Genomic DNA, 23,585 nt, shown 5'->3' on the forward strand with positions numbered 1-23,585 from the left:
TCGATGAACGCGTCCTTGGGGATCGATGCCGCGTCGATCGCGGAGCGCATTCAATCCGAGGTGCAGCGGGCGATCCAGCGCAGCATCAAGGGTGTCGAATATTTCTCGACCTCTGGCCCCGCGCTCGGCTCCACGCCAAAGGATGTGCTGGCCAGCCGTGGAACCATGCAGCTCTACCACTATCGACCGCTGGCGGATGAAATCTATCGCGTGCCGGTCCTGATCGTGATGGCCACCACCAATCGCGGCTATATCCTCGACATGGTGCCCGGCCAGAGTTTCATCGAATTCCTGCTCAGGCGCGGCTACGACGTCTACATGCTCGACTGGACCGCGCCGAAACCGGAAGAGAAGAATCTCAGGATGGAGGATTACGTCCTCGACTTCATTCCGGACTGTGTTCGCCGGGTGCAGCAGGATTGCGGCGAGACCGATGTCTCCGTCATCGGCTATTGCTTCGGCGGCGTGCTGTCGCTGCTCTATGGCTCGATTTTCCACGACGGGCCGATGAAGAATTTGATCTGCTTCACCACGCCGATCGACTTCCGCGAGATGACGCTGTTCTCGAATTTCGCCGACCGGCGCTATTTCGACGTCGACCGCCTGATCGATAGCGTCGGCAACATGCCGCCCGAACTGATCCTGTCATCGTTCGAGATGCTGCGGCCGGCTTCGCGCGCGGCAAGCCAGGTGCAGCTCTGGGACAACATCTGGAACGATGAGTTCGTGAAGTCGTACCGGATGTTCGACCGCTGGGCGACCGACACGCTGCCGCTCGCCGGCGACTATTTCCGGACCATCACCAAGGACCTGATGTGGGACAACAAGCTCTATAACGACGCCATGTCGGTCGGCGGGCGTCCGGCGAAGCTTGCGAACGTCAAGGTGCCGATTCTGCACGCTGTCGCCGAGCACGATCACATCGTGCCCTATGAGGCGGCGCGACACTTGATCGCGAAAGTCGGCTCGACCGACAAGGAGGAGGTGGTCCTCAAAGGTGGCCATGTCAGCCTGGTAGCCGGCGCCAATGCGATCAAGCGGCTGTGGCCGAAACTGGATTCCTGGCTGGGGCAGCGATCGACATGAGTGAGACACGTCCCTATCCACGGCGCGTCAAGACCGAGGCCGGCGAGATCGAATTCCGTCTGATGTCGCGCGCCGACGAAGCCGCGGTGCTAGCTTTCGCGCAAAAGCTGCCGACGCATGATCTGCTGTTCCTGCCGCGCAACATCAGCGAGCCGAAGGTGCTAGCGGCGTGGCTCAACGAGATCGACCGCGGCGACATCATGAGCCTGCTGGCGCTGAGGGATGGCGTCGTGATCGGTTGCGGCACGCTGGTGCGCGACCGTCACTCCTGGTCGCCCCATGTCGGCGAGATCCGGATGGTGGTGTCCTTGGACGTCCGCGGGCAGGGGGTGGGGCGGGCGCTGGCGCAGGAGACGTTTGCCATTGCGCTCAGCGCTGGCCTCGAGAAGCTGTCGGTGCAGATGACGGTCGACCAGCGCAGCGCGATTGCCCTGTTCGAGGGCCTCGGCTTCCGGGCCGAGGCGCTGCTGCGCGACCATGTCCGGGATGTCGCCGGCGCGACCCACGACATCGTGGTGCTCGGGCACAATGTGGCGCAGGTCCGGGCTCAGATGGAGGCCTACGGCCTGCCGGGGGCGGTCCAGCCTCAGGTTTGACCAGGCTGCAGCCTGCCTGACGGGCAATTCGCCCGATATTGCGGCTATTCACAGATTTGTGATACTGCATCGCAACATATATATTGCGATGCACCATTAACCATGGCATAAGGATGACGCCCTGGGCCAGATTTGGACGGGGTGAGCCCATAGCTCTAACCGAGGATGGAGAGACCCTATGACCACCGAGACCAATTCCGTTTTTGATAGCGTCAAGCAGGCCTTTGCGCCTGTGACCGAAGCTTTTACCAAGCTGCAGAACCTGGAAGTGCCGGAAGCCGCCCGTGAGTTCGTGAAGAAGCAGGCCGAGACCGCCAAGGTTCGTGCCGCAGACTTGCACGCCGGCTCGGAAAAGGTGACCGCCGTGATCGAATCCGCCGTTGCCGGTTCGGTTTCCGAGGCCGCCAAGATCAGCCGCAATATCCAGGAGGCGATCTATCAGGACGCGGAAGCGTTCTTCAACGGTATCGACAAGCTGGCTTCCGCCAAGTCGCTGAACGAAGCGGTGCAGATCCAGTCGGACCTGGTGCGTGCGCGCGGCGAAGTGTTCGTCTCGCGGGCCAAGTCTGCGACCGAATATGTCGGCAAGCTCGTCACCGAAGGTGCGAAGTCCGCGCAGGACAATTTCGCCAAGGTCTACAACAAGACGGCCTGATCGCGTCAGGCCTGCCAAGTAACGGTTTTCCGAGGCCCGCCGATTGCGGGCCTTCTTTTTTTGCTTCGTCATGCCCGGGCTTGTCCCGGGCATCCACGCGCCTTCTTGCCGCATGCACCAAGACGTGGATGGCCGGGACAAGCCCGGCCATGACGGCAGTGGGTGTGGCGCGATATGATCGCAGCCAACCAACCGTGGTTGAACCTCCATGACCCTTCCCGCCACCTTCACCATCGCCACTCCCGCCGACGCGATCCGCGCGGCGGAGTTGCGGCGCGTGAAGTGGCTGGCGACCGGGGTATTAGTTGCGACGTTCGTGCTGTTCCTCGTCGCGAAAGCGCTGTTGCCGGTGCATCCCGTGTTCGGCTTCATCGCAGCCTTTGCGGAAGCGGCGACGATCGGCGGGCTCGCCGACTGGTATGCGGTGGTCGCCTTGTTCAAGCGTCCCTTGGGATTGCCGATCCCGCACACCGCGATCATCCAGAGCAATCAGGGCCGCATCGCCGAGAAGCTCGGCGAATTCATCGAGAAGAATTTCCTCGAAGCAGGGCCGGTGGAGGCCAAGCTGCGCGAGATCGATTTCGGCGCTTTCATCGCCGACTGGCTGCGCGACCGCAAGCGCTCGACCGATCTCGCTCGCTTTCTGCTGCGTCTGTTGCCGGAGGCGTTCTCGGCGACGGAGAATTCGGGATTGATGAAGTTCGTCAGCCGCCGCGTCACCGCGCAACTGCTGGCGATCGATCTGGCGCCGCTTGCCGCCGGCACGCTGCGCGGCTTCGTGCAGGAGGGAAAGCACGAGGGCCTGCTCGACGACATCCTGCGCGTCATGCACCAGACGCTGACGACGAAGGAGACCATGGCTGTCATCCGCGACAAGGTCCGCGCGGAAATGCCGACGCTCCTGAGGCTCTATCGCGCCGACAAATTCGTCGTGAACCGGATCATCGCCTCCGCGACGAAATTCTTCGAGGAAGTCCGTGACGATCCGAAGCATCCGTTCCGCGGCGAGTTCGACCGCATGCTGCTGTCGTTCGTCGAGCGGCTCGGCAGCGATCGTGCCTTTGCCGATCGCATCAACCGATTGAAGCGCGATCTGCTGGCGCGGCCGGAACTTGAAGGCCTCGCGCGCAACATCTGGTCGAACCTGAAGGACTTCATCGAACGCAGCGCCTCTGGAGAGACGCAGGTCCTGCAGCAGTATCTGGCCAGGATGTTCGTGGAGGCGGGTGAAGCGCTGGCCGGCGACACTGAGCTGCGCGCCGAGATCAACGAGGGGTTGGTCGCGATCCTGCGGACAGTGGTCGCCGACCAGAAGAGCGGCGTTTCGACCTTCATCGCCGATCAGATGAAGGCCTGGGACATGCAGCAATTGATCTCGCTGCTCGAGATCAACGTCGGCAGGGACCTGCAATATATTCGCTTCAATGGCTCGCTGATCGGCGGCCTTGCCGGATTGATCTTGTACACCATCGAATATTTGCTGCGGCTGGTGTGACCGATCGGGTACGCGAGCGTTTTTGTTGTGATCTGTGTGATCTGGTTAGCTTGAAAGTAGAAAGCCGTTTCCCTAGCTTTAATTGCCTATTGATCCGTTGGCCGGCTGCCGCAATGCGAAGGCCGGCGGGAAGGAGATGCCGTGCCCCTTGCCGCAGAGACGCTTCGCCCGCCGTCCAGGACGTTGATGCTGTTGGAGGGGCGCGCCATCCACGAACTCGGCGCCTTCCTCGGCGCTTTGCCGCTGTTGAGCCTCGCGCCGCGCGGCGATGGTCATCCGGTGCTGGTGCTGCCCGGCCTCGTCGCATCGGATCTCTCGACGCGGCCGCTGCGCGAGTTCCTGAGCAGCAAGGGCTACGCGGTCAGCGGTTGGCGCCAGGGCCGCAATCTCGGCCTGCGCGCGGGGGTGCAGCAGGCGATGGTCGATCTCGTGCAGGAGATGAACGACAGCCATGGCCGCAAGGTCTCGCTCGTCGGCTGGAGCCTCGGCGGCCTCTATGCTCGCCAACTCGCCAAGATGATGCCTGAGCGCGTGCGCCAGGTGATCACGCTCGGTAGCCCCTTTGCGGCCGGACCAAAATCGACCAACGCCTGGCAGGTCTATGAGATCGCGAGCGGCCGCCGCGCCGAGGAAGAGGACCCGCGCTTCGGTGGATCGCTGGCCAGCGCGCCTCCGGTGCCGACCACGGCGATCTTCAGCCGCACCGATGGCATCTGCGCCTGGCAAGGCTGCCGCGAGCAGGCCTCGGCGATGTCGGAAAGCATCGAGGTCGAAAGCAGCCATTGCGGCATGGGCCACCATCCCGCCGCCGTCTACGCGGTCGCCGACCGGCTGGCGCAGCGCGAAGGGGAGTGGGCGCCGTTCGATCGTGGCGGCTGGCGCGCCATGGTTTATCCGGATCCGGACCGGTAGTGCGTCGGGGCCTCATGGTTCGAGACGCGGCCAAGAGGCCGCCCCACCATGAGGGTCTAACAGCGCGCGCCCCCTGCCAGACCTCATCCTGAGGAGCGGCCTCTTGGCCGCGTCTCGAAGGATGCAGCCCGGCTGCCTACCACAAGCAACATTGTCGCCCCAACGCGAAACGCGGTATGCGTGGACGCATGCCGCAGCCGCTTGACCGCATCATCGACCAGTTGAAGCGCGAGCCCTCGCGCACCGGCTCCATCGTCATCACCGTGTTCGGCGACGCTATCGTCCCGCGCGGCGGCTGCGTGTGGCTCGGCACGCTGCTGGATTTCTTCGCCTTCCTCGACACCGACGGCGGCGTGGTGCGCACCGCGATGTCGCGGCTCGCCGCCGACGGCTGGCTCGAGCGCAACAAGGTCGGCCGCAACAGCTTCTACCGACTGAATGAGAGGGGCCGGCAAACCTTCGACACCGCGACCAGGCACATCTACGATCCGCCGCAGTCGGACTGGACCGGGCGTTTCGAACTGCTGCTGATCGGCAATGGCGAGGATCGCGATGCCGCGCGCGAGGCGCTGAAGAACGCCGGCTTCGGCAGTCCGCTGCCGGGCGTGTGGGTCGCGCCGTCGGGCGTGCCGATCCCTGAAGAGGCCGCTAGCGCCATCCGTCTGGACGTTTCGGCCGAAGATGAAAACGGGCGGCGGCTGCTCAGCGAGAGCTGGCCGCTCGATCGCACCGCGGATGCCTATCAGAAATTCATCAGGACGTTCGAGCCGTTGCGCGGCTGGCTCGCGCGCGGAGAGGAACTCACCGACGCCGACGCGTTCACGGCCCGCATCCTCCTGATCCATTACTACCGCCGCGTGGTGCTGCGCGATCCGCTGCTGCCGATGGCGCTGTTGCCGAAGGACTGGCCGGGGAGTGCAGCGCGAAAGCTCTGCGGCGAAATCTATCGCGGCGTGCTGGCCTTATCCGAACAATGGCTTGACCGGCATGCGACCACTGAGGACGGGCCGCTGCCGAAGCCCGGCGTGGAACTTTCACGGCGGTTTGAGGATGCGTAAATATATTACAAGAATGCTTGCAAGAATTAGAATTTTGATATAGATCAAAGACAATAAAATTCGGGAGGTCGGGCATGTACACGCAGGCGCTGAATACGTCTGACGCAGATGACCGCAATGTCGAGGACGCCGCGCGCGCCGCCGCGTTTCAGGCGCGCATCGATGCCGACGAGCGCATCGAGCCGAACGACTGGATGCCCGCGGCCTATCGCAAGACGCTGACGCGGCAGATTTCCCAGCACGCTCATTCCGAAATCGTCGGCATGCTGCCCGAGGGCAACTGGATCACGCGCGCGCCGACGCTGCGCCGCAAGGCCGCGCTGCTCGCCAAGGTACAGGACGAATGCGGCCACGGGCTCTACCTCTATGCCGCGGCCGAGACGCTCGGCACCTCGCGCGAAGAGCTCGTCGACGCGATGCTGACGGGCAAGGCCAAGTATTCCTCGATCTTCAACTATCCCACACTGACATGGGCCGACATCGGCACCATCGGCTGGCTGGTCGATGGCGCCGCCATCATGAACCAGATCCCGCTGTGCCGCTGCTCCTACGGTCCTTATGCGCGAGCGATGATCCGCGTCTGCAAGGAAGAGTCGTTCCATCAGCGCCAGGGTTTCGAGATCATGCTGACGTTGTGCCGCGGCACCGATGAGCAGAAGGCATTGGCGCAGGATGCGCTGAACCGCTGGTGGTGGCCGGTGCTGATGATGTTCGGTCCGCCCGACAAAGTGAGCCAGCACAGCGACACCTCGACCAAATGGAAGATCAAGCGCTTCTCCAACGACGAGCTGCGGCAGAAATTCGTCGATGCAACCGTGCCGCAGGCGCAGTTCCTCGGCCTCACCATTCCCGATTCCGAGATGAAGCAGGATGAAGCTGGCCACTGGGTGCCTGGCCCGATCGATTGGGACGAATTCAAGCAGGTGCTCGCGGGCAACGGTCCATGCAACCGCGATCGTCTCGCTGCGCGTCGTAAGGCGCATGACGAGGGCGCCTGGGTACGCGAGGCGGCGGCCGCTTACGCCGAGAAGCGCAAGCGCCGGCAGTTCGCGCAGGCAGCCGAATAGGGAGGCCGAGATGGCCACGCCGAATAGTCCGCTCTGGGAAGTCTTCATCCGCAGTCGCAACGGGCTTGCGCACAAGCATGTCGGCTCGCTGCATGCCGCCGACGCTACGCTGGCGCTGCAGGCCGCGCGCGACATCTACACCCGCCGCGGCGAGGGCCTTTCGATCTGGGTGGTGCCGTCGAGCGCGATCACCGCCTCCGACCCGGCCGAGAAGGGCATGATGTTCGAACCGGCGGAGTCGAAGATTTACCGGCACCCGACGTTTTACGACGTGCCCGAGGAAGTCGGACATATGTGACTCTCTCCCCTCATGGTGAGGAGCGCGAAGCGCGTCTCGAACCATGAGGCCCCGATGGTGCCCGCGGCCCATCCTTCGAGACGCGCTACGCGCTCCCCAGGATGAGGTTGGCGCAAGTGGATGCAGGTAGATCGACATGGCCGTCGCAAATGTTGAAATCTCCGAAATGCCGCTCGTGCTCTACACATTGCGGCGCGCCGACGACGCGCTGATCCTGGGCCACCGTCTGTCGGAATGGTGCGGACACGCGCCAACGCTCGAAGAGGACATGGCGCTCGCCAATATGGGGCTCGATCTCCTCGGACAGGCGCGCGAGCTTTACAGCTACGCCGCCAAGGTCGAGGGCAAGGACAACGACGAGGACAAGTTCGCTTATCTGCGCGACGTCAGGCAGTACCGCAATCTCCTCCTGGTCGAGCAGCCGAACGGCGATTTCGGGCGCACCATGGTGCGGCAGTTCTTCCATGCCGCCTTCGCCGATCTCTATTGGCGTGCGATGATGCAGTCGAAGGATGCGACGCTCGCGGCGATCGGGGCGAAATCCGAGAAGGAGAGCGCCTATCATCTCAGGCATTCGTCGGAATGGATCATCCGGCTCGGCGACGGCACCGAGGAAAGCCATCGCCGCGCACAGACGGCGATTGAGGATCTGTGGTCCTTCACCGGCGAGATGTTCGCCGTCGACGACTCTGAGCGCGGCCTGATCGATGCCGGTATCGCAGTCGACCCGGCGCTGCTGCATCCGCAATGGCTGAAGACGATAACCGCTGTGGTGGACGAGGCGACGCTTCGCTTGCCGGCGAGCAACTGGATGCAGCAGGGCGGCCGCAGCGGCCGGCACAGTGAGCATCTCGGCCATCTCCTCAGCGAATTGCAGTCGCTGCAGCGAACCTTTCCGGGGGCGACATGGTGAGCGCTGCCATCAGCAATGCCGATCTGCGCCGGCGCGCCTGGGAGGCGGCTGCACAGGTGGTCGATCCCGAGATTCCCGTGCTGACCATCGCCGATCTCGGCGTGCTGCGCGATGTCGCGGTTCAGGACGGGCAGGTCGAGGTCGCGATCACGCCGACCTATTCCGGCTGCCCCGCCATGAACGTGATTGCGCTGGAGATCGAGCTGGCGCTCGAGCGCGAAGGCATTCGCGGCCCGAAGATCCGCACTGTGCTATCGCCGGCCTGGACCACCGACTGGATGAGCGAGGATGGCCGCCGCAAGCTGAAGGAGTACGGCATCGCACCGCCGCTGCCCGGCAGCTCACGCCGTGCGCTGTTCGGCCGGCAACGGGTGGCGTGTCCGCAATGCGGGTCCGAAGACACCGAATTGCTGTCCGAATTCGGCTCGACCTCCTGCAAGGCGCTGTGGCGCTGCAGGAGCTGCCGCGAACCATTCGATTATTTCAAGTGTCATTGATCCATGATGCCGTCATTGCGAGCGCAGCGAAGCAATCCATGCCTCAACTCGCGGCGCTATGGATTGCTTCGTCGCTTCGCTCCTCGCAATGACGGGAAGAGGTGACTATGTCGCTCTCACCACGTTTCCATCGCCTTGCCGTTAACGACCTGCGCCGCGAGACCGCGGACGCGATATCGATGACGTTTGCGATTCCAAAGGAACTCGCAAGCGATTACAGCTTTGCGCCTGGTCAATATCTGACCCTGCGCACCATGCTGGACGGCGAGGAAGTACGCCGATCCTATTCGATCTGTTCCGGCCCTGATGATGGCGAATTGCGCATTGCCGTGAAGAAGGTCGATGGCGGCGCGTTCTCGAACTGGGCGGCGGAAGACCTTAAAGCCGGCGACGAACTCGATGTGTTGACGCCGACCGGCCGCTTCGGCGTCGCGCCAGCGCCGGAGGAGGCCCGGATTTACGTCGGCTTTGCCGCGGGAAGCGGCATCACGCCGATCCTGTCGATCGTCAAGGGCGTGCTGGCGCGCGAGCCGCAAAGCCGCTTCTTCCTGTTCTACGGCAACCGCTCGACCTCAGGCATGCTGTTCCTCGAAGAGCTGGAGGAATTGAAGGATCGCTTCCTGCAGCGGTTCTCGCTGTTCCACGTCATCTCGGGCGAGGAGCAGGACATTCCGATCCTGCACGGCCGGCTCGACGGCGAGAAGGTGAGGGTGCTGTTGCGCTCGCTGGTGCCGGCGGCAAGTGTCGATCACGTCTTCATCTGCGGCCCGATCGGGATGAGCGAGGAGATCGAGGCGACCTGCCGCGACCTTGGCCTCGGCGATGACAAGATCCACGTCGAGCGCTTCGTCTCCGAGTTCGGCGGCAAACCGCGGCCGAAAAAGATCGTGGAGCCGGGCGCACCGCCGAAGGCGCTGGCCTCGCTGATCATCGACGGCAAACGGCGCGAGGTGCCGGTTGCGGACGGCGAAGCCATCCTCGACGCGGCGCTGCGTGCGGGCATCGATCTGCCCTTCGCCTGCAAGGGCGGCATGTGCTCGACCTGCCGCGCCAAACTGGTCGAAGGCAAGGCGGAGATGGAGCTGAACTATTCGCTGGAGCCGTGGGAATTGCAGGCCGGGTTCATCCTGACCTGCCAGGCGCGGCCGTGCTCGGACAAGGTCGTGGTCGATTACGACCACGTATAGAGCTTCAAGTCGCGTTGACAGGCAGGGCAGCGCGTCTCACAAATCATGCCAAGAGGCCCATGTAACGGGCCCGGCGACAGGGAGTTGAACGTGAACGTCAAGGCCACGCTTTCGCCTGAGGACCTCGCCCGCGCCTGCGCGGAGGCGATGTGGAAGGAGGACGACGCCAGCAAGGGCCTCGGCATGGAGATCGTCGAGATCAAGCCGGGGCAGGCGACGCTTGCGATGACGATCGCGCCGCACATGGTCAACGGCCAACGCATCGCCCATGGCGGCTTCATCTTCACGCTGGCCGATTCCGCGTTCGCCTTTGCCTGCAACAGCCACAATGAACGCGTCGTCGCCGCGCAAGGCAGCATCACCTTCATCCGGCCCGGCAAGCTCGGCGACCGCCTGATCGCCACCGCACGCGAGATCTCGCGCAACGGACGGTCCGGAATCTATGACGTCCGCGTCACGGCAGGCGATGATGTGATCGCCGAGTTTCGCGGCCATTCTCGCGTGATCGGCGGCTCATGGCTGCCGACAGCGGACAACGAGACCAAGCAAAAATAGACGATCGAAGGAAACGCGCCATGGCCGTGCCAAAGCTCAAGTCGACGGGAAGTGGTTACAGCGCTGAGATGGACGAAACTGAGGGCGCCTCGCGCGATGCGATCATGGCACTGCAGACCAAGCGGCTGGCATGGTCGCTGCAGCACGCCTATGACAACGTTGCGCATTACAAGCGCGTCTTCGATGCGGCCGGCGTGCATCCGTCCGATTTCAGGGAGCTTTCCGACCTCGCGAAATTCCCGTTCACGGCCAAGGCCGACCTGCGCGACAATTATCCGTTCGGCATGTTCGCGGTGCCGCGCGAAAGGCTGGTGCGCGTCCATGCCTCCTCCGGCACGACAGGCAAGCCGATTGTGGTCGGCTACACGCAGGCCGATATCGACATCTGGTCGGACGTGATGGCGCGCTCGATCCGCGCCGCCGGCGGCCGCCGCGGCATGATCATCCACAATGCCTACGGCTATGGCCTGTTCACCGGTGGCCTCGGCGTGCACTACGGCGCCGAGCAGCTCGGCTGCACCGTGGTGCCGGTCTCCGGCGGCATGACCGAACGTCAGGTACAGCTCATCAACGACTTCCGGCCCGACATCATCACGGTGACGCCGAGCTATATGCTGGCGATCCTGGACGAGTTCAGGCGGCAGCGGCTCGAGCCGCGACAATCATCGCTGAAGTTCGGCATCTTCGGCGCCGAACCCTGGACCAATGCGATGCGCGCCGAGATCGAGCACGCCTTCGACATGGACGCGACCGATATCTATGGCCTGTCGGAGGTGATCGGCCCCGGCGTTGCGCAGGAATGCGTGGAGAGCAAGGACGGGCTGCACATCTGGGAAGATCATTTCTATCCTGAAGTGATCGATCCGGAGACCGGACAAGTGCTGCCCGACGGCGAGAGGGGCGAACTGGTCTTCACCTCGCTGACCAAGGAAGCCTTTCCCGTGATCCGCTACCGCACCCGCGACCTCACGCGCTTGCTGCCGGGCACCGCGCGGCCGGGCATGCGGCGGATGGAGAAGGTGACCGGCCGCTCCGACGACATGATCATCCTGCGTGGCGTCAACGTGTTTCCGACCCAGATCGAGGAGGCGCTGCTCGCGACCGACTGGTGCGGCGGCCATTTCATCATCGAACTCTCGCGCGAAGGCCGCATGGACGAGATGACGGTGCTCGCCGAAGCCCGCCCCGAAAGCTGGGACGGCAGCGGCCTTGCCGTGCATGCCGAGAAGGTCTCGATTTTCATCAAGAATACGATCGGCATCACCGCGCGCGTTCAAGCCGTCGCCCCCGAAACCCTGGAGCGTTCGCTCGGCAAGGCCAAACGGGTTTACGACAAGCGACCGAGGGGGTAACTCTCTGCATAGCGGCCGCTCCGAGCGAGGGGCAGGTTGGAGTGCGCCGCTCTTTCCTCCTGTCATTGCGAGCGGAGCGAAGTAATCCATCTTGCCCCTTGTGGAGACATGGATTGCTTCGCTCCGCTCGCAATGACGGGGCTGGCACCGCCCGTAACGGATTAACACCTCCATGCCGACACCAAGCAACCAAACCGTCAAAGCCAGCTGCGTTCGCCTGTCGGCGAAGGCCGACAATCCCGCCTCACTTGCGCTGACCGTGGAAACGCACGCGCTGGCGCGCGGGGCGAACGAGGTGCTGATCGAGATCAAGGCTGCCGCCGTCAATCCATCCGATGTGAAGGCCGCGACCGGGCTGATGCCTTACGCGGTGTTTCCGCGCACGTCGGGCCGCGACTATGCCGGCGTCGTCATCGACGGGCCCGAGGGGTGGATCGGGCGCGAGGTGTTCGGCTCGTCCGGCGATCTCGGCATCCGCCGCGATGGCACGCATGCGACGCATCTCGTGGTCGAGGCAGACGCAGTGGTGGAAAAACCTAAGGGCATTTCATGGGAGGAGGCCGCTGGCATCGGCGTGCCCTTTGTGACCGCGATCGAAGGCTTTCGCCGCGCCGGGCTGCCGAAGCCAGGCGAGACCGTGCTGGTGATGGGCGTCAATGGCAAGGTCGGGCAGGCAGCGGTGCAGATCGCGACCTGGCAAGGTGCGAGTGTCATCGGGGTGGCCCGCAGGAGCGAGCCCTACGAAGGGTACAGCAACGCGAAGGTCGAGATGATCGATGCCTCAATCACCGATGTGGCGGCGCGCGTGCGCGAACTCACCGGCGGCAAGGGCGCCGACGTCGTCTTCAACACGGTTGGCGATCCCTATTTTCAGGCCGCGCACAAGTCTCTGGCGCTGCGTGGGCGGCAGATCCTGATCGCGGCTGTCGACCGCATCGTGCAGTTCAACATCCTCGAATTCTATCGTGGCCAGCACACCTATGTCGGCATTGATACGCTGGGCCTGTCGTCGATTGCGACCGGCGCAGTCCTGCGCGAACTCGGTCCGGGATTTGCGAGCGGGCACCTGAGGCCGTTTCCGATCAAGGCGAGCGCGATCTATCCGCTGGAGCAGGCGAAGCAAGCGTTCCTTGCCGTGGCCGGCTCCTCGCGTGACCGCGTGATCCTGCGGCCGTGATGGATTGACGCCGTCATTGCGAGGAGCGGAAGCGACGAAGCAATCCATGCCTCAGCAAGTGGCGAGATGGATTGCTTCGCTTCGCTCGCAATGACGCCGATGTCCGGCGGCTAGCGGGTGCAAGACTTTCTCAATCCGCGGCCTTCGTCACGATCCGCACCTCTGACGTCAGCGTGCGGTGCACCGGGCACTTGTCGGCGATCTCCATCAGCCGCTTGCGCTGGTCGTCGTCGAGCGAGGAGCCATCGATCTTGATGACACGGTCGATCTGGTCGAGCATGCCTTCGCGCGTCTCGCACTCCGCGCAATCCTTGGCGTAGATCTTACTGTGCGTCAGCGTTACCGTGACGCGATCGAGCGGCAGCGCCTTGCGGTCGGCGTACATGCGCATCGTCATCGAGGTGCAGGCGCCAAGTCCCGCGAGCACGAGATCGTAAGGGCCGGGCCCTGAGTCCTTGCCGCCGACGGCGGCCGGTTCGTCCGCCAGCAATCGGTGCGGGCCGACGGTGACGATCTGCTGGAACTTGCTGTCGCGCGTCTCGCGCACCACGACATGGCGCGGCGCCTCGGTGAGATCTACCGGAGGGCCGAGCACCGCCGGCCCGACATAGCGCTCCGACCAGGCCGCGATAACGTCGGCGGCATAGCTGGTGTCTCGCTTGTCTGCGAGGAGATGATCGGCGTCGGCGAGCGAGACGAAGCTCTTGGGGTGCTTTGCCGCGATGAACAGCTTGGTGGCGTTCTCGATGCCGACAGTGTCGTCGGTCGGCGCATGCATGATCAACAGCGCCTTGTGCAGCTTTGCGACCTGCGCCAGCAGATTCTGCTCGGCGATATCATCGAGGAATTCGCGCTTGATGCGGAACGGCCGGCCGGCGAGCGAGACCTCGACTTCGCCTTGCTCGCGGATGTTCTCGACCTGGTCCTTGAGCAAGTGGGTGACGTGGGCGGGATCGGACGGCGCGGCGATGGTGACGATGGCCTTCGCTTCTGGTATCTGCGCGGCCGCGGCGAGGATCGCGGCACCGCCGAGGCTGTGGCCGATCAGGAGATCGGGCGCTTTGCGGGTTTCGCGCAGGTGATCGGCGGCGCGGACGAGATCGGCGACGTTGGAGGAGAACGTCGAATTGGCGAAATCGCCTTCGCTGGAGCCGAGCCCCGTGAAATCGAAGCGCAGCACCGCGATGCCTTTGGCGGCAAGCGCGACCGCGATGCGCTTGGCGGCCAGCACGTCCTTGCCGCAGGTGAAGCAATGCGCAAACAGCGCATAGGCGTGAATCTCGCCGTCAGGCGTGTCCAACGCGGCGGCGAGCTGGTGTCCTTCCGAGCTTGCGAACTGGAAGCGTTCAGTCGGCACGGCTACCCTCCATCACGGTTTTCCCTTCACCTCTCCCATAGGGAGAGATCGGCGTGCAGCGCCGGGTGAGGGGTTCAGGTCCCTCGATAGAGCGTAACCCCTCACCCGAATTTCTCGCTACGCTCTAAATTCGACCTCTCCCTACGGGAGAGGTGAAGAACGTCACCGACAACAGTCAATCACCCGAATAACGTTCTTCCTTCCAGGGATCGCCGCGATTGTGATAGCCGCGGACTTCCCAATAGCCGGGCTTGTCCTGCGTCACGAATTCGATCGCCTGCAGCCATTTGGCGCTCTTCCAGAAATAGAGATGCGGCACCACGAGCCGCACGGGGCCGCCATGCTCCTCGGTCAGCGGTTTGCCTGACCAGCCATGCGCAAGCAGCGCGTCCTCGGCGGCAAAATCCTCAATCGCCAGATTGGTGGTGTAGCCGTCATAGGAATGCAGCACCACGAAGCGCGCATCCTCATGTGGCTGGCAGGCGGCCAAGAGATCGCGGGTCGCAAGACCCTGCCATTGATTGTCGTAGCGCGACCAGGTGGTGACGCAATGGATGTCGGAGACGAATTGCGATTGCGGCTGCGCGGTGAACTGCGCCCAATCCCAGAACACCGGATGTTCCACCGCGCCATAGACGTCGAGCCGCCAGCGCTCGCGGGGAATCTCGGGCGTCAATCCGAGATCGAGCGTCGGCCAGTCGCGGGTGAGATGCTGGCCCGGCGGCAGGCGTTGCTCGTCGGGACGCGTGATCCTGCCGGTGAGGAAGCGGCCTTCGCGCGCCCAGCGCTCCTTGCTGCGCGTCAGCTTGCTTTCCGGCGGCGGCTCCTGGTCGTCAGCCATTTGTCGTCACTCGTGGCGATGCATCGCTGATTCATGCTTGGTGTCGCGCATGGTTGCATAGATCAGGAGCGAGAGGAAGATCATGCCGCTGAGGTAATAGTAGAACCATTGTTCGTGCCCAAGGCTCTTGAAATAGAGCGCGATCGCGGGCGCTGTGCCGCCGAACAGAGACACCGTGATCGCATAGGGCAGGCCGACGCCGAGCGCGCGGACATTGGTCGGAAACAGTTCGGCCTTCACCACAGCGTTGATCGACGTGTAGCCGGCGGTGAAGATCCAGGCGCCGCAGATCAAGAGGAACGCGATGAAGGGCGATTTGGTATCTTTCAGCGTGGTCAGGATCGGAACGGTCGCGAGCGTGCCGGCGACACCGAAGAAGATCAGGAGCGGCTTGCGGCCGATGCGATCAGACAGCGCGCCGTAGAGCGGTTGCAGAATGGTCGCAAAGATCAGCGAGCCGAAGATCACGAAAGTGGTCTGGTCCTCGGTGAGGCCGACCGACAATTTGACGAAGGTCTGCATGTAGGTGGTGAAGGTGTAGAACGCCGCGGTGCCGCCCGCGGTCAGCCCGACCACCAGCAGCAGTTCGCGCGGATAGTTCAGAAGCTTCGTGATCGAGCCGGTCGGCTTGCTGACCTTCTTTGCTTCCTCGAAGGCGTCGGTCTCCTGCAGGCTGCGCCGCATCACCGCTGCGATCACGGCAAGCGCCGCACCGATCGCGAAGGGAATCCGCCAGCCCCAGTCCTTGAGCTGTTCCGGCGTCAAGAACACCTTCTGCAGCAGAAGCAGCACGATGATCGCGGTGAGCTGGCCGCCGATCAAGGTGACGTATTGGAAGCTCGAATAGAAACCGCGATTCTTGGCGTCGGCGACTTCGCTGAGATAGGTGGCGCTCGCGCCATATTCGCCACCGAGGCTGAGACCCTCGATCACGCGCGCCAGCGCAAGGATCACGGGCGCGGCAAAGCCGATCGTGGCGTAGGTCGGCGTCACCGCGATGATCAGCGAGCCGAAACACATGCAGACCACGGAGATCGTGAGCGACAGCCGCCGTCCGTAACGGTCGGCGATGAAGCCGAACAGCCAGCCGCCGAGCGGCCGCATCAGGAAGGTCGCGGCGAATATCACGGCCGCATTGAGCTGCTGCACCACCGGATCGTTGCCAGGAAAGAACGCTGGCGCGAAATACAGCGCAAACGCCGTGTAGGCGTAGAAGTCGTACCACTCGACGAGATTGCCGACCGAGCCAATGAAGATCGCCTTGATCCGTCGTTCGACGTCCTGAATGTCGAGGGGCTCGTCGGCGATCCTGGCGGCCTGATCTGTCATATTGGAACTCCACGCACGGCAATTTGATCATCCCGCCCGACACACTTCACGAGGTCGGGAACTGGTTGCGGCCCCGGTAGCACGTCAAATGTCGCCAGTGCAATTGCCGATGGGCATGTCTTTCTCCTCTCGATAGCCCTCATCCTGAGGAGCCTGCGGAGCAGGCGTCTCGAAGGATGGGCCTCGGGTGAGATCGGGGCCTCATGGTTCGAGACGGCGCTGCGCGCCTCCTCACCATGAGGGGAGAGATCCTTATCTCGCCGTCCTTGGATCGATCGGAGTGGTGCAGTGCACGCCCAAAATATCCTCCAGCACTTTCGCGCCGGCCAATAGCTGAGCTTCGCCGCGTGGCGGTGCCACCATCTGCAATCCGACCGGCAGGCCGGAGGCGGTGAAGCCGCAGGGCAGGGACAGCGCCGGACAACACGCAAGTGTGATCGCATAGACGATGCCGAGCCACTGCACGTAATTCTCGAACTTCTTGCCGTCGCATTCAGCGACATAGCGGTTCTCGATCGGGAACGGCGCGACGATGGTCGCAGGCGTCAGCAACAGGTCGTAGCTACCGAAGAATTCGAGGGTGCGTGCCGTCATGGCGACGCGCTGGGCCTCTGCGCGCTCGAGTTGCTCGACCGTCAACTTCAGGCCTTCCTCGATGTTCCAGATCACCTCCGGCTTGAGCATGTCGCGCTTGGTGCGAAGCAGCGCCGCCTTGGTTACAGCGAAGTCGAACGCGCGCAGCACGTGGAAGCATTCATGAGCTTCGCTGAGGTCGGGATACGCTTCCTCGACGATGGCGCCTGCTTCGGCAAAGCGTTCCGCCGCTCTGCGCGTGATCGCCTTTACTTCGGGATCAACCGGGGTGATGCCGAGGTCGGGCGAATAGGCGATGCGTTTCGGCCTCTTGCCGGAGCGCGTCGCTGACAGGAACGACGCCGTCGGCGCCGGCAGCGACAGCGGGTCGGCGGCATACTCGCCGCTCATCGCGTCGAGCAGCAGCGCGAGATCCTCGACGTTGCGCGCCATCGGGCCGTGAACGGTCAGGTTGCGATCGATCATGGCGCTCGGCGTGTGGGCGACGCGGCCGATGCTGGGCCGCATTCCGACGATGCCGCAGAAGCTGGCTGGATTGCGCAGCGATCCACCCATATCGGTGCCGTGGGCAAGCCATGCCATTCCGGTCGCCAGCGCGACCGCCGCTCCGCCGGAAGAGCCGGCTGCCGAGCGCGACGTATCCCAGGGGTTCAACGTCGCCCCGAACACTTCATTGAAGGTGTTGGCGCCGGCCCCGAATTCCGGCGTGTTCGACTTGGCGTAGACCACACCGCCGTTCGCTTCCAGATTCGTCACGACGATATCGGACCGGGTGGCGACGATATCCTTGAAGATCGGCGATCCCTGCGTGGTGCGCACATCGGCGACATTCGTGAGATCCTTGATCGGCACCGGCAGGCCGGCAAGCAGACCGCGCTCGGCGGCCGGCTTCTGCATCAGCGCCTTGGCGTGCTGTCGGGCACGGTCGAAGCACAGGATCGGGAGCGCGTTGACCTTGTCGTCGACTTCGGTGATCCGTTTTTCCAGGACATCGAGCAGGTCGAGCGGGGTGACCTCGCCAGATCGCAATTTGTCGACGACTGTGCAGGCGCTCTCCCGCACCAGGCCTTGATCCGTCACTCGCATCTCCATTGATTGCAGTTCGTAATAGCGGAGGGAATAGTGCTCTAGACCAATTTCCGGAAAAGTGGAAACGTGCTGGGGGAATAGCTGGAACCGGAGATCTGCTGATGACGACACCCTTCTCTGCGCTCGATTGGCGCGACATGAGCCAGGAGGAGCGAGACCGCGGCCTTAACAACGGTGCCGCAGTTTTAGGCAGCGGTGACATCGTTGAAGGCTGGGGCCAGCGTTCCGCCGATCTGCGTAGGCGCTATCCCAGCCACATCGATCTCCGCTACGGCCCGCGCGAGCGCAACCGCATCGATTTCCTCAAAGCGGGCGAGCGCGCGCCGACGCTGCTGTTCATCCATGGCGGCTATTGGCAGATGCGATCGAAAGAGTTCTTCACGGTAATGGCCGAAGGGCCGATGGCGCACGGCATCAATGTCGCGCTGATCGGCTACACGCTCGCGCCTGAGGCGACGCTCGACGAGATCGTCGCCGAGATCCACGCCGGCACCGACTTCCTCGCCAAGCAATTGCCGGCGCTGGGCGCGGCCGAAACCGAGCTTGTGGTGTCCGGCTGGTCGGCCGGCGGTCATCTGACCGCGATGGCGCTGTCGCATCCGCATGTGCGGGGCGGGGTCGCGATCTCTGGCATCTATGATCTCGAGCCGATCCGGATGAGCTATCTCAACGTCAAGCTCGGGCTCGACGAGGCGGCTTCCCACCGCAATTCTCCGATGGAGCAGGCGGGCGGGCCGCCGAAGCCGCTGTCGCTGGTGGTCGGCAGCGGCGAACTGCCGCTCTTGCGCAAGCAGACCGCCGATTTTGTCGGGCACCGCGCCAATTATGGATTGCCGGTGACGTATGAGGAGATTCCCGGCGCTGACCATTTTTCAATCATGGACGAGATGATGTCGCCGAATGGCCGGATCACGACGCTGATCCGGCGGTTGTGCGAGGCTCCATAGGCTTCATTGTGAATTGGCCGTAGCCCGGGTGGAGCGAAGCGTAACCCGGGGGCTCGTAATCGTAGACGCAGGTGTCCCGGGTTGCGCTTCGCTCCACCCGGGCTACGATCGAATCCATCACCACCCTGCGCTGATGCCGCCATCCACCGTATAGATCACGCCTGAGGTATAACCCGCGCGGTCGGACGCCAGGAACGCCATGAGGTCGGCGATCTCGCGCGCGTGGGCCGGGCGGCCGAGCGGCAGGCTCTTCTGGAATTCCTTGTAGCGGTTCTCGTCGCCGAACTGATGTTTGGCGCGGGTCTTGAGCAGCGTGACATGCCGGTCGGTGCCGACGGGGCCCGGGTTGATGCCGACGACGCGGATGTTGTCGGCAAGGCTCTTGCCGCCGAGCGCGCGGGTCAGCGCCATCAGCGCGGCGTTGCCGGCGCTGCCGGCGACGTAGTTGGCATCGAATTTCTCGCCGGCGGCGCCGATGTCATTGATGATCACGCCGCCGCCACGCGCCTTCATCTGTGCGTAGATCGCGCGGGTGAGATTGATATAGCCGAACACCTTGAGTTCCCAGGCGTGTCGCCAGGTCGCCTCATCGATCTTGTCGATCGAGCCGCCGGGAATATCGCCGGCATTGTTGACGAGGATGTCGATGTCGGCTGCCTCTTTGGACAATCGCGCCAGATCCTCCGGCTTGCGCAGGTCGACCACCGACGTCGCGGCATCGATCTGGTGGGCCGAGCGCAGTCGGTCGGCCAGCGCCTTCAACTGGTCGCCGCTGCGGGCGGCCAGCAGCAGATGGCAGCCTTCCTCGGCAAAGGCTTCGGCGGCGGCCGCGCCGATGCCCTTGGAGGCGCCGGTAATCAGAACGCGCTTGCCGCGCAGATGCAGGTCCATGGCAATACTCGCTGTTGCTGGAGGGGATCGGAGAAAAGTCGGCGGAATTGGTAGGTGGACCACGCCTTGACCGTCAACATTGCACTGCAGCGTTGCGCCGGGGCGAAGTTTGGTCCATTGCAGGGCGCGAGAATAGACGGCGCCTCAAGCCGGGCAAATCACAAGGGTGTTCTTCATGGCCAACGCAAAGAAACAGTATCGGATCGCGGTCATTCCCGGCGACGGCATCGGCAAGGAGGTGATGCCGGAGGGGCTGCGTGTGCTCGAGGCCGCCGCGAAGAAACATGGCGTCGCCGTGCAGTTCGACCATTTCGATTTCGCCTCCTATGACTATTACGAGAAGCACGGCCAGATGATGCCGGATGACTGGAAGGAGCAGATAGGCAAGCACGACGCGATCTATTTCGGCGCGGTCGGCTGGCCGGCCAAGATTCCGGATCACGTCTCGCTGTGGGGCTCGCTAATCAAGTTCCGCCGTGAGTTCGACCAGTATGTCAATTTGCGCCCGGTGCGGCTGATGCCCGGCGTGCCGTCGCCGCTCGCGAACCGCAAGCCCGGCGATATCGATTTCTGGGTGGTGCGCGAGAACACCGAAGGCGAATATTCGTCCGTCGGCGGGCGGATGTTCCCGGACACCGAGCGTGAGTTCGTGACGCAGCAGGCGGTGATGACCCGCATCGGCGTCGACCGCATCCTGAAATTCGCCTTCGACCTCGCGCAGTCGCGGCCGAAGAAGCATCTGACCTCCGCGACGAAGTCGAACGGCATCTCGATCACCATGCCCTATTGGGACGAGCGCGTGGAGGCGATGGCCAAGAACTATCCGTCGGTGAAGTGGGACAAGTACCACATCGACATCCTGACCGCGAACTTCGTGCTGCATCCGGACTGGTTCGACGTCGTGGTCGGCTCCAACCTGTTCGGGGATATCCTCTCCGATCTCGGCCCGGCCTGCACCGGCACCATCGGCATTGCCCCGTCGGGCAACATCAATCCGGAAGGCGATTTCCCGTCGGTGTTCGAACCGGTGCACGGCTCGGCGCCCGACATCGCAGGGCAGGGGATCGCCAATCCGATCGGCATGATCTGGTCAGGCGCGATGATGCTGGAGCATCTCGGTGAGAAGCAGGCCGCGGATGCGGTGGTCGGCGCGATCGAACGCACGCTCGCCGAACGCACGCTCCGCACCCGCGACCTCGGCGGCAACGCCGACACCGAGGCTTGCGGCAAGGCGGTCGCGGAGATGGTGGATTAGGCGCTCGCTGTCATCCCCGCGAAAGCGGGGATCCATAACCACAGGCCGTGGTTATGATGCGCCTCTGCCACCGCGCGTAAGCCGAGAGCACAACGCGGTATGGGTCCCGGCTTTCGCCGGGACGACGGCGGGGTCTAGCCCTTTACAATACGCCGGCAATGCTCCCAGGCGGCATGCAGCAGGTTCTCGCTGGCTTCCGGCGTGCGGAAGGCGGAATGCGCTGACAGCGTGACGTTCGGCAGTTTCGTCAGCGGATGATCGGCAGGCAGCGGCTCGACGGTGAAGACGTCGAGCCCGGCGTGGCGGATGTGCCCGGACCTCAGCGCATCAATCATCGCGGCTTCGTCGACGATGGCGGCCCGGGCGGTGTTGACGAAGATGACGCCCGGCTTCATCGCGGCGATGCGCTCCCGGGTGATGAAGCCTCTTGTGTCGTCGTTGAGCAGAAGATGCAGCGAGACGACATGGCTCTGCGCCAGCAGCGTGTCGAGATCGACGAAGTCGACGCCCGGATGACTCTTCGGCGAGCGGTTCCAGGCGATCACGCGCATTCCCGAGCCCACCGCGATGCGCGCGACTTCAGCCGCGATCCCGCCGAATCCGATCAGGCCGAGCGTCTTGCCGGTGAGCTGCATGCCGTCTTCGCGCAGCCACTTTCCGGCGCGCATCTCGCGGTCCATCTGCGCCAGCACGCGGGCGGAGGCCCACATCAGCGCGATCGCGGACTCCGCCACGGCGGTGTCGCCATAGCCCTTGATCAGATGCACGGAGATGCCGAGCTCGGCGAGCTCCTCCGGATTCATGTAGCTGCGCGCGCCGGTGCCGAGGAACACGACGTGCTTCAGCCCGCCGCACTGCTTTGCGATGTCGGTCGGCAGCGCCGTGTGGTCGATGATGGCGATCTCGGCGCCGTCGAGCACTTTTGGCAGCTGGTCGGACGTGACGTCGGGATTGCGGTGGATGCGCACCTTGGGATCGCCGGGTTTCTCCAGGCGCTCGAAGATCACGGCAAGCGATTCATTGGCGTCGACAAAAACCCCGCGCACGGCACATCTCCATCTTGCTTGGTGGACCGGTCAGGACGCGACGCCGGCGAGTGCCAGCACCGTATGCATCAGTACGTTGGCGCCGGCGGCGCAATCGGTCTGCGTTGCGTCCTCGAGCTCGTTGTGGCTGATGCCGTCCTTGCAGGGTACGAACACCATTGCCGCGGGGATCACCGTGTTGAGGTTGCAGGCGTCGTGGCCGGCGCCCGAGGTGATGCGCCGGTGCGAATAGCCGAGTTGCTTGGCGGCGTTCTCGACGGCATCGACCAGCTTGGGATCGAAATGAGTCGGCGGCTTGCGCCAGACCAGGTCGAGCGTGACCTCAACCTTGCGCCGGGCGGCGATCTCGGCAATCGCAGCTCGCAAATCCTTGTCCAGCGCGTCCATGATGGCGGCGTCGGCGCTGCGGCAATCGACGGTGAAGGCGACCTCGCCGGGAATGACGTTGCGCGAGGGCTTCGCGATCACGGCCTCGCCGATTGTGCCGACCGCGTTCGGCCCGTGCTTTTTCGCGATGCTCTCCATCGCCAGCACGATCTCCGACAAGGTCGCCAGCGCATCGCGCCGCAGCGGCATCGGTGTCGAGCCGGCATGGCTCTCGAAGCCCGTGATCTTGCCGTCGTACCATAAGACGCCCTGGCCGGAATCGACCACGCCGATGGTCTTGTTCTCGGCTTCCAGGATCGGGCCCTGCTCGATATGCAATTCGACGAAGCCGGAGAATTTTTGCGTGCCGACCGCCGTCGTGCCGCGATAGCCGATGCTGTCAAGCGCCTCGCCGACCGTGACGCCTTCGGCATCCCTGCGCGACAGGATGTCGTCGGTGGTGAAATCGCCGACGTAGGCGGCGGAGGCCATCATCGCCGGCGCAAAGCGCGAGCCTTCTTCATTGGTCCAGTTGCAGATGCAGATCGGCATCTCGGTCTCGATGCCGGCATCATTGAGCGTGCACACGACTTCGAGCGCGGCGAGCGTGCCGAGCACGCCGTCATATTTGCCGCCGGTCGGCTGGGTGTCGAGATGCGAGCCGAGCCCGATCGGCGGTTTCGACATGTCGCGGCCCTTGCGCAGGCCGAACATCGAGCCGAGCGCGTCGACATGGACTTCAAGCCCTGCGTCCTCGCAGGCCTTGCGGAACCAGTCGCGCACCTGCTTGTCCTCGGCGCTCAATGTCAGCCGCCGCACACCGCCTTTCGGCGTCGCGCCGAATTTCGCAGTTTCATGAATCGTGCCCCAGAGGCGGGCGGAATCGATCTGCAGGTTGGATGCGGCTCGGCTCATGCGTTCGTTCCATTCGTTTTCTGTCATTCCGGGATGGTCCGAAGGACCAGACTCGGAATCTCGAGATTCCAAGTTCGCCCTGCGGGCGCCCCGGAATGACGCGTCGT

General features: G+C 63.8%; 23 protein-coding genes. 16 read left to right on the plus strand and 7 right to left on the minus strand.

All coding sequences use genetic code 11. The features are described from left to right. The first annotated feature begins 3 nt into the window (after nucleotides 1–3). From ACZXDY_RS17080 to ACZXDY_RS17145, 14 genes are all read left to right on the plus strand, one after another. Nucleotides 4–1,086: an alpha/beta fold hydrolase gene (locus ACZXDY_RS17080; protein WP_456641311.1), complete on the plus strand. Its 1,083-nt coding sequence runs from the start codon at nucleotides 4–6 to the stop codon at nucleotides 1,084–1,086. Further along, nucleotides 1,083–1,682, plus strand: coding sequence for an N-acetyltransferase family protein (locus tag ACZXDY_RS17085; protein WP_464346300.1), 600 nt, complete (start codon nucleotides 1,083–1,085; stop codon nucleotides 1,680–1,682). Before ACZXDY_RS17080 ends, ACZXDY_RS17085 begins: the two co-directional genes overlap by 4 nt. Nucleotides 1,683–1,860: 178 nt before the next feature. Further along, nucleotides 1,861–2,337: a phasin gene (locus ACZXDY_RS17090; RefSeq protein ID WP_208819848.1), complete on the plus strand. Its 477-nt coding sequence runs from the start codon at nucleotides 1,861–1,863 to the stop codon at nucleotides 2,335–2,337. A 208-nt stretch (nucleotides 2,338–2,545) separates the two neighbouring features. Continuing rightward, the gene (locus tag ACZXDY_RS17095) at nucleotides 2,546–3,832 is read left to right on the plus strand and encodes a DUF445 domain-containing protein (RefSeq protein ID WP_464346301.1); all 1,287 of its coding nucleotides are present in this window, start codon (nucleotides 2,546–2,548) and stop codon (nucleotides 3,830–3,832) included. 186 nt (nucleotides 3,833–4,018) lie between these two features. Beyond that, complete coding sequence (locus ACZXDY_RS17100; RefSeq protein WP_210384848.1) at nucleotides 4,019–4,744, plus strand: esterase/lipase family protein; 726 nt, start codon at nucleotides 4,019–4,021, stop codon at nucleotides 4,742–4,744. Between the two features lie 188 nt (nucleotides 4,745–4,932). Then, a complete protein-coding gene (gene paaX / locus ACZXDY_RS17105) occupies nucleotides 4,933–5,802 on the plus strand; it encodes a phenylacetic acid degradation operon negative regulatory protein PaaX (RefSeq protein WP_028164982.1) in 870 nt (289 codons plus the stop codon). Nucleotides 5,803–5,876: 74 nt separating this feature from the next. Next, nucleotides 5,877–6,869 (plus strand): 1,2-phenylacetyl-CoA epoxidase subunit PaaA, encoded by a 993-nt coding sequence (gene paaA / locus ACZXDY_RS17110; protein WP_464346302.1) that lies wholly within the window; start codon nucleotides 5,877–5,879, stop codon nucleotides 6,867–6,869. A 10-nt stretch (nucleotides 6,870–6,879) separates the two neighbouring features. Further along, nucleotides 6,880–7,167, plus strand: coding sequence for a 1,2-phenylacetyl-CoA epoxidase subunit PaaB (gene paaB, locus ACZXDY_RS17115; protein WP_027581720.1), 288 nt, complete (start codon nucleotides 6,880–6,882; stop codon nucleotides 7,165–7,167). Between the two features lie 136 nt (nucleotides 7,168–7,303). Next, nucleotides 7,304–8,080: a 1,2-phenylacetyl-CoA epoxidase subunit PaaC gene (paaC, locus tag ACZXDY_RS17120; protein ID WP_464346303.1), complete on the plus strand. Its 777-nt coding sequence runs from the start codon at nucleotides 7,304–7,306 to the stop codon at nucleotides 8,078–8,080. Further along, complete coding sequence (paaD, locus tag ACZXDY_RS17125; RefSeq protein WP_464346304.1) at nucleotides 8,074–8,577, plus strand: 1,2-phenylacetyl-CoA epoxidase subunit PaaD; 504 nt, start codon at nucleotides 8,074–8,076, stop codon at nucleotides 8,575–8,577. The genes paaC and paaD overlap by 7 nt, the downstream gene beginning before the upstream one ends. 107 nt (nucleotides 8,578–8,684) lie before the next feature. Then, nucleotides 8,685–9,764: a 1,2-phenylacetyl-CoA epoxidase subunit PaaE gene (gene paaE / locus ACZXDY_RS17130; RefSeq protein ID WP_464346305.1), complete on the plus strand. Its 1,080-nt coding sequence runs from the start codon at nucleotides 8,685–8,687 to the stop codon at nucleotides 9,762–9,764. A 90-nt stretch (nucleotides 9,765–9,854) separates the two neighbouring features. Further along, entirely contained in the window at nucleotides 9,855–10,319 is a 465-nt protein-coding gene (paaI, locus tag ACZXDY_RS17135) for a hydroxyphenylacetyl-CoA thioesterase PaaI (protein WP_028164977.1), read from the plus strand. Nucleotides 10,320–10,339: 20 nt separating this feature from the next. After that, a complete protein-coding gene (paaK, locus tag ACZXDY_RS17140) occupies nucleotides 10,340–11,671 on the plus strand; it encodes a phenylacetate--CoA ligase PaaK (RefSeq protein WP_464346306.1) in 1,332 nt (443 codons plus the stop codon). Nucleotides 11,672–11,843: 172 nt separating this feature from the next. Then, the gene (locus tag ACZXDY_RS17145) at nucleotides 11,844–12,848 is read left to right on the plus strand and encodes a quinone oxidoreductase family protein (protein WP_464346307.1); all 1,005 of its coding nucleotides are present in this window, start codon (nucleotides 11,844–11,846) and stop codon (nucleotides 12,846–12,848) included. Nucleotides 12,849–12,978: 130 nt separating this feature from the next. On the opposite strand, the gene ACZXDY_RS17150 is transcribed toward ACZXDY_RS17145, so the two are convergent. From ACZXDY_RS17150 to ACZXDY_RS17165, 4 genes are all read right to left on the minus strand, one after another. Further along, nucleotides 12,979–14,205, minus strand: a complete 1,227-nt coding sequence (locus ACZXDY_RS17150) for a bifunctional alpha/beta hydrolase/OsmC family protein (protein ID WP_464346308.1) — start codon at nucleotides 14,203–14,205, stop codon at nucleotides 12,979–12,981. A 175-nt stretch (nucleotides 14,206–14,380) separates the two neighbouring features. After that, complete coding sequence (locus ACZXDY_RS17155; protein ID WP_028164973.1) at nucleotides 14,381–15,046, minus strand: sulfite oxidase-like oxidoreductase; 666 nt, start codon at nucleotides 15,044–15,046, stop codon at nucleotides 14,381–14,383. A 6-nt stretch (nucleotides 15,047–15,052) separates the two neighbouring features. Continuing rightward, the gene (locus tag ACZXDY_RS17160) at nucleotides 15,053–16,375 is read right to left on the minus strand and encodes an MFS transporter (RefSeq protein ID WP_028164972.1); all 1,323 of its coding nucleotides are present in this window, start codon (nucleotides 16,373–16,375) and stop codon (nucleotides 15,053–15,055) included. 252 nt (nucleotides 16,376–16,627) lie between these two features. Next, the gene (locus ACZXDY_RS17165) at nucleotides 16,628–18,055 is read right to left on the minus strand and encodes an amidase (RefSeq protein ID WP_464346309.1); all 1,428 of its coding nucleotides are present in this window, start codon (nucleotides 18,053–18,055) and stop codon (nucleotides 16,628–16,630) included. A gap of 104 nt (nucleotides 18,056–18,159) precedes the next feature. Between ACZXDY_RS17165 and ACZXDY_RS17170 the strand changes: the two genes are divergently transcribed. Then, nucleotides 18,160–19,005 carry an alpha/beta hydrolase gene (locus ACZXDY_RS17170; RefSeq protein WP_464346310.1) on the plus strand — a complete coding sequence of 282 codons (846 nt, stop codon included), beginning with the start codon at nucleotides 18,160–18,162 and terminating at the stop codon, nucleotides 19,003–19,005. Nucleotides 19,006–19,122: 117 nt separating this feature from the next. Here the strand turns inward: ACZXDY_RS17170 and ACZXDY_RS17175 are convergent, their stop codons facing one another. Beyond that, nucleotides 19,123–19,896, minus strand: coding sequence for an SDR family oxidoreductase (locus ACZXDY_RS17175; RefSeq protein ID WP_464346311.1), 774 nt, complete (start codon nucleotides 19,894–19,896; stop codon nucleotides 19,123–19,125). A gap of 175 nt (nucleotides 19,897–20,071) precedes the next feature. Between ACZXDY_RS17175 and ACZXDY_RS17180 the strand changes: the two genes are divergently transcribed. After that, nucleotides 20,072–21,151 carry a tartrate dehydrogenase gene (locus tag ACZXDY_RS17180; RefSeq protein WP_464346312.1) on the plus strand — a complete coding sequence of 360 codons (1,080 nt, stop codon included), beginning with the start codon at nucleotides 20,072–20,074 and terminating at the stop codon, nucleotides 21,149–21,151. Between the two features lie 134 nt (nucleotides 21,152–21,285). On the opposite strand, the gene ACZXDY_RS17185 is transcribed toward ACZXDY_RS17180, so the two are convergent. Next, nucleotides 21,286–22,197, minus strand: coding sequence for an NAD(P)-dependent oxidoreductase (locus ACZXDY_RS17185; RefSeq protein WP_464346313.1), 912 nt, complete (start codon nucleotides 22,195–22,197; stop codon nucleotides 21,286–21,288). A gap of 30 nt (nucleotides 22,198–22,227) precedes the next feature. Continuing rightward, nucleotides 22,228–23,478, minus strand: coding sequence for an allantoate amidohydrolase (locus tag ACZXDY_RS17190; RefSeq protein ID WP_464346314.1), 1,251 nt, complete (start codon nucleotides 23,476–23,478; stop codon nucleotides 22,228–22,230). Between the last annotated feature and the right edge of the window lie 107 nt (nucleotides 23,479–23,585).

The sequence above is a fragment of the Bradyrhizobium sp. LeoB3 genome, assembly GCF_055456055.1.

What these genes read in the sequence shown, in the direction of transcription:
- ACZXDY_RS17080 (WP_456641311.1), top strand. Translation starts at nt 4, where the DNA reads ATGAACGCGTCCTTGGGGATCGATGCCGCGTCGATCGCGGAGCGCATT.
- ACZXDY_RS17085 (WP_464346300.1), top strand. Translation starts at nt 1,083, where the DNA reads ATGAGTGAGACACGTCCCTATCCACGGCGCGTCAAGACCGAGGCCGGC.
- ACZXDY_RS17090 (WP_208819848.1), top strand. Translation starts at nt 1,861, where the DNA reads ATGACCACCGAGACCAATTCCGTTTTTGATAGCGTCAAGCAGGCCTTT.
- ACZXDY_RS17095 (WP_464346301.1), top strand. Translation starts at nt 2,546, where the DNA reads ATGACCCTTCCCGCCACCTTCACCATCGCCACTCCCGCCGACGCGATC.
- ACZXDY_RS17100 (WP_210384848.1), top strand. Translation starts at nt 4,019, where the DNA reads ATGCTGTTGGAGGGGCGCGCCATCCACGAACTCGGCGCCTTCCTCGGC.
- paaX (WP_028164982.1), top strand. Translation starts at nt 4,933, where the DNA reads ATGCCGCAGCCGCTTGACCGCATCATCGACCAGTTGAAGCGCGAGCCC.
- paaA (WP_464346302.1), top strand. Translation starts at nt 5,877, where the DNA reads ATGTACACGCAGGCGCTGAATACGTCTGACGCAGATGACCGCAATGTC.
- paaB (WP_027581720.1), top strand. Translation starts at nt 6,880, where the DNA reads ATGGCCACGCCGAATAGTCCGCTCTGGGAAGTCTTCATCCGCAGTCGC.
- paaC (WP_464346303.1), top strand. Translation starts at nt 7,304, where the DNA reads ATGGCCGTCGCAAATGTTGAAATCTCCGAAATGCCGCTCGTGCTCTAC.
- paaD (WP_464346304.1), top strand. Translation starts at nt 8,074, where the DNA reads ATGGTGAGCGCTGCCATCAGCAATGCCGATCTGCGCCGGCGCGCCTGG.
- paaE (WP_464346305.1), top strand. Translation starts at nt 8,685, where the DNA reads ATGTCGCTCTCACCACGTTTCCATCGCCTTGCCGTTAACGACCTGCGC.
- paaK (WP_464346306.1), top strand. Translation starts at nt 10,340, where the DNA reads ATGGCCGTGCCAAAGCTCAAGTCGACGGGAAGTGGTTACAGCGCTGAG.
- ACZXDY_RS17145 (WP_464346307.1), top strand. Translation starts at nt 11,844, where the DNA reads ATGCCGACACCAAGCAACCAAACCGTCAAAGCCAGCTGCGTTCGCCTG.
- ACZXDY_RS17155 (WP_028164973.1), bottom strand. Translation starts at nt 15,046, where the DNA reads ATGGCTGACGACCAGGAGCCGCCGCCGGAAAGCAAGCTGACGCGCAGC.
- ACZXDY_RS17160 (WP_028164972.1), bottom strand. Translation starts at nt 16,375, where the DNA reads ATGACAGATCAGGCCGCCAGGATCGCCGACGAGCCCCTCGACATTCAG.
- ACZXDY_RS17165 (WP_464346309.1), bottom strand. Translation starts at nt 18,055, where the DNA reads ATGCGAGTGACGGATCAAGGCCTGGTGCGGGAGAGCGCCTGCACAGTC.
- ACZXDY_RS17170 (WP_464346310.1), top strand. Translation starts at nt 18,160, where the DNA reads ATGACGACACCCTTCTCTGCGCTCGATTGGCGCGACATGAGCCAGGAG.
- ACZXDY_RS17175 (WP_464346311.1), bottom strand. Translation starts at nt 19,896, where the DNA reads ATGGACCTGCATCTGCGCGGCAAGCGCGTTCTGATTACCGGCGCCTCC.
- ACZXDY_RS17180 (WP_464346312.1), top strand. Translation starts at nt 20,072, where the DNA reads ATGGCCAACGCAAAGAAACAGTATCGGATCGCGGTCATTCCCGGCGAC.
- ACZXDY_RS17190 (WP_464346314.1), bottom strand. Translation starts at nt 23,478, where the DNA reads ATGAGCCGAGCCGCATCCAACCTGCAGATCGATTCCGCCCGCCTCTGG.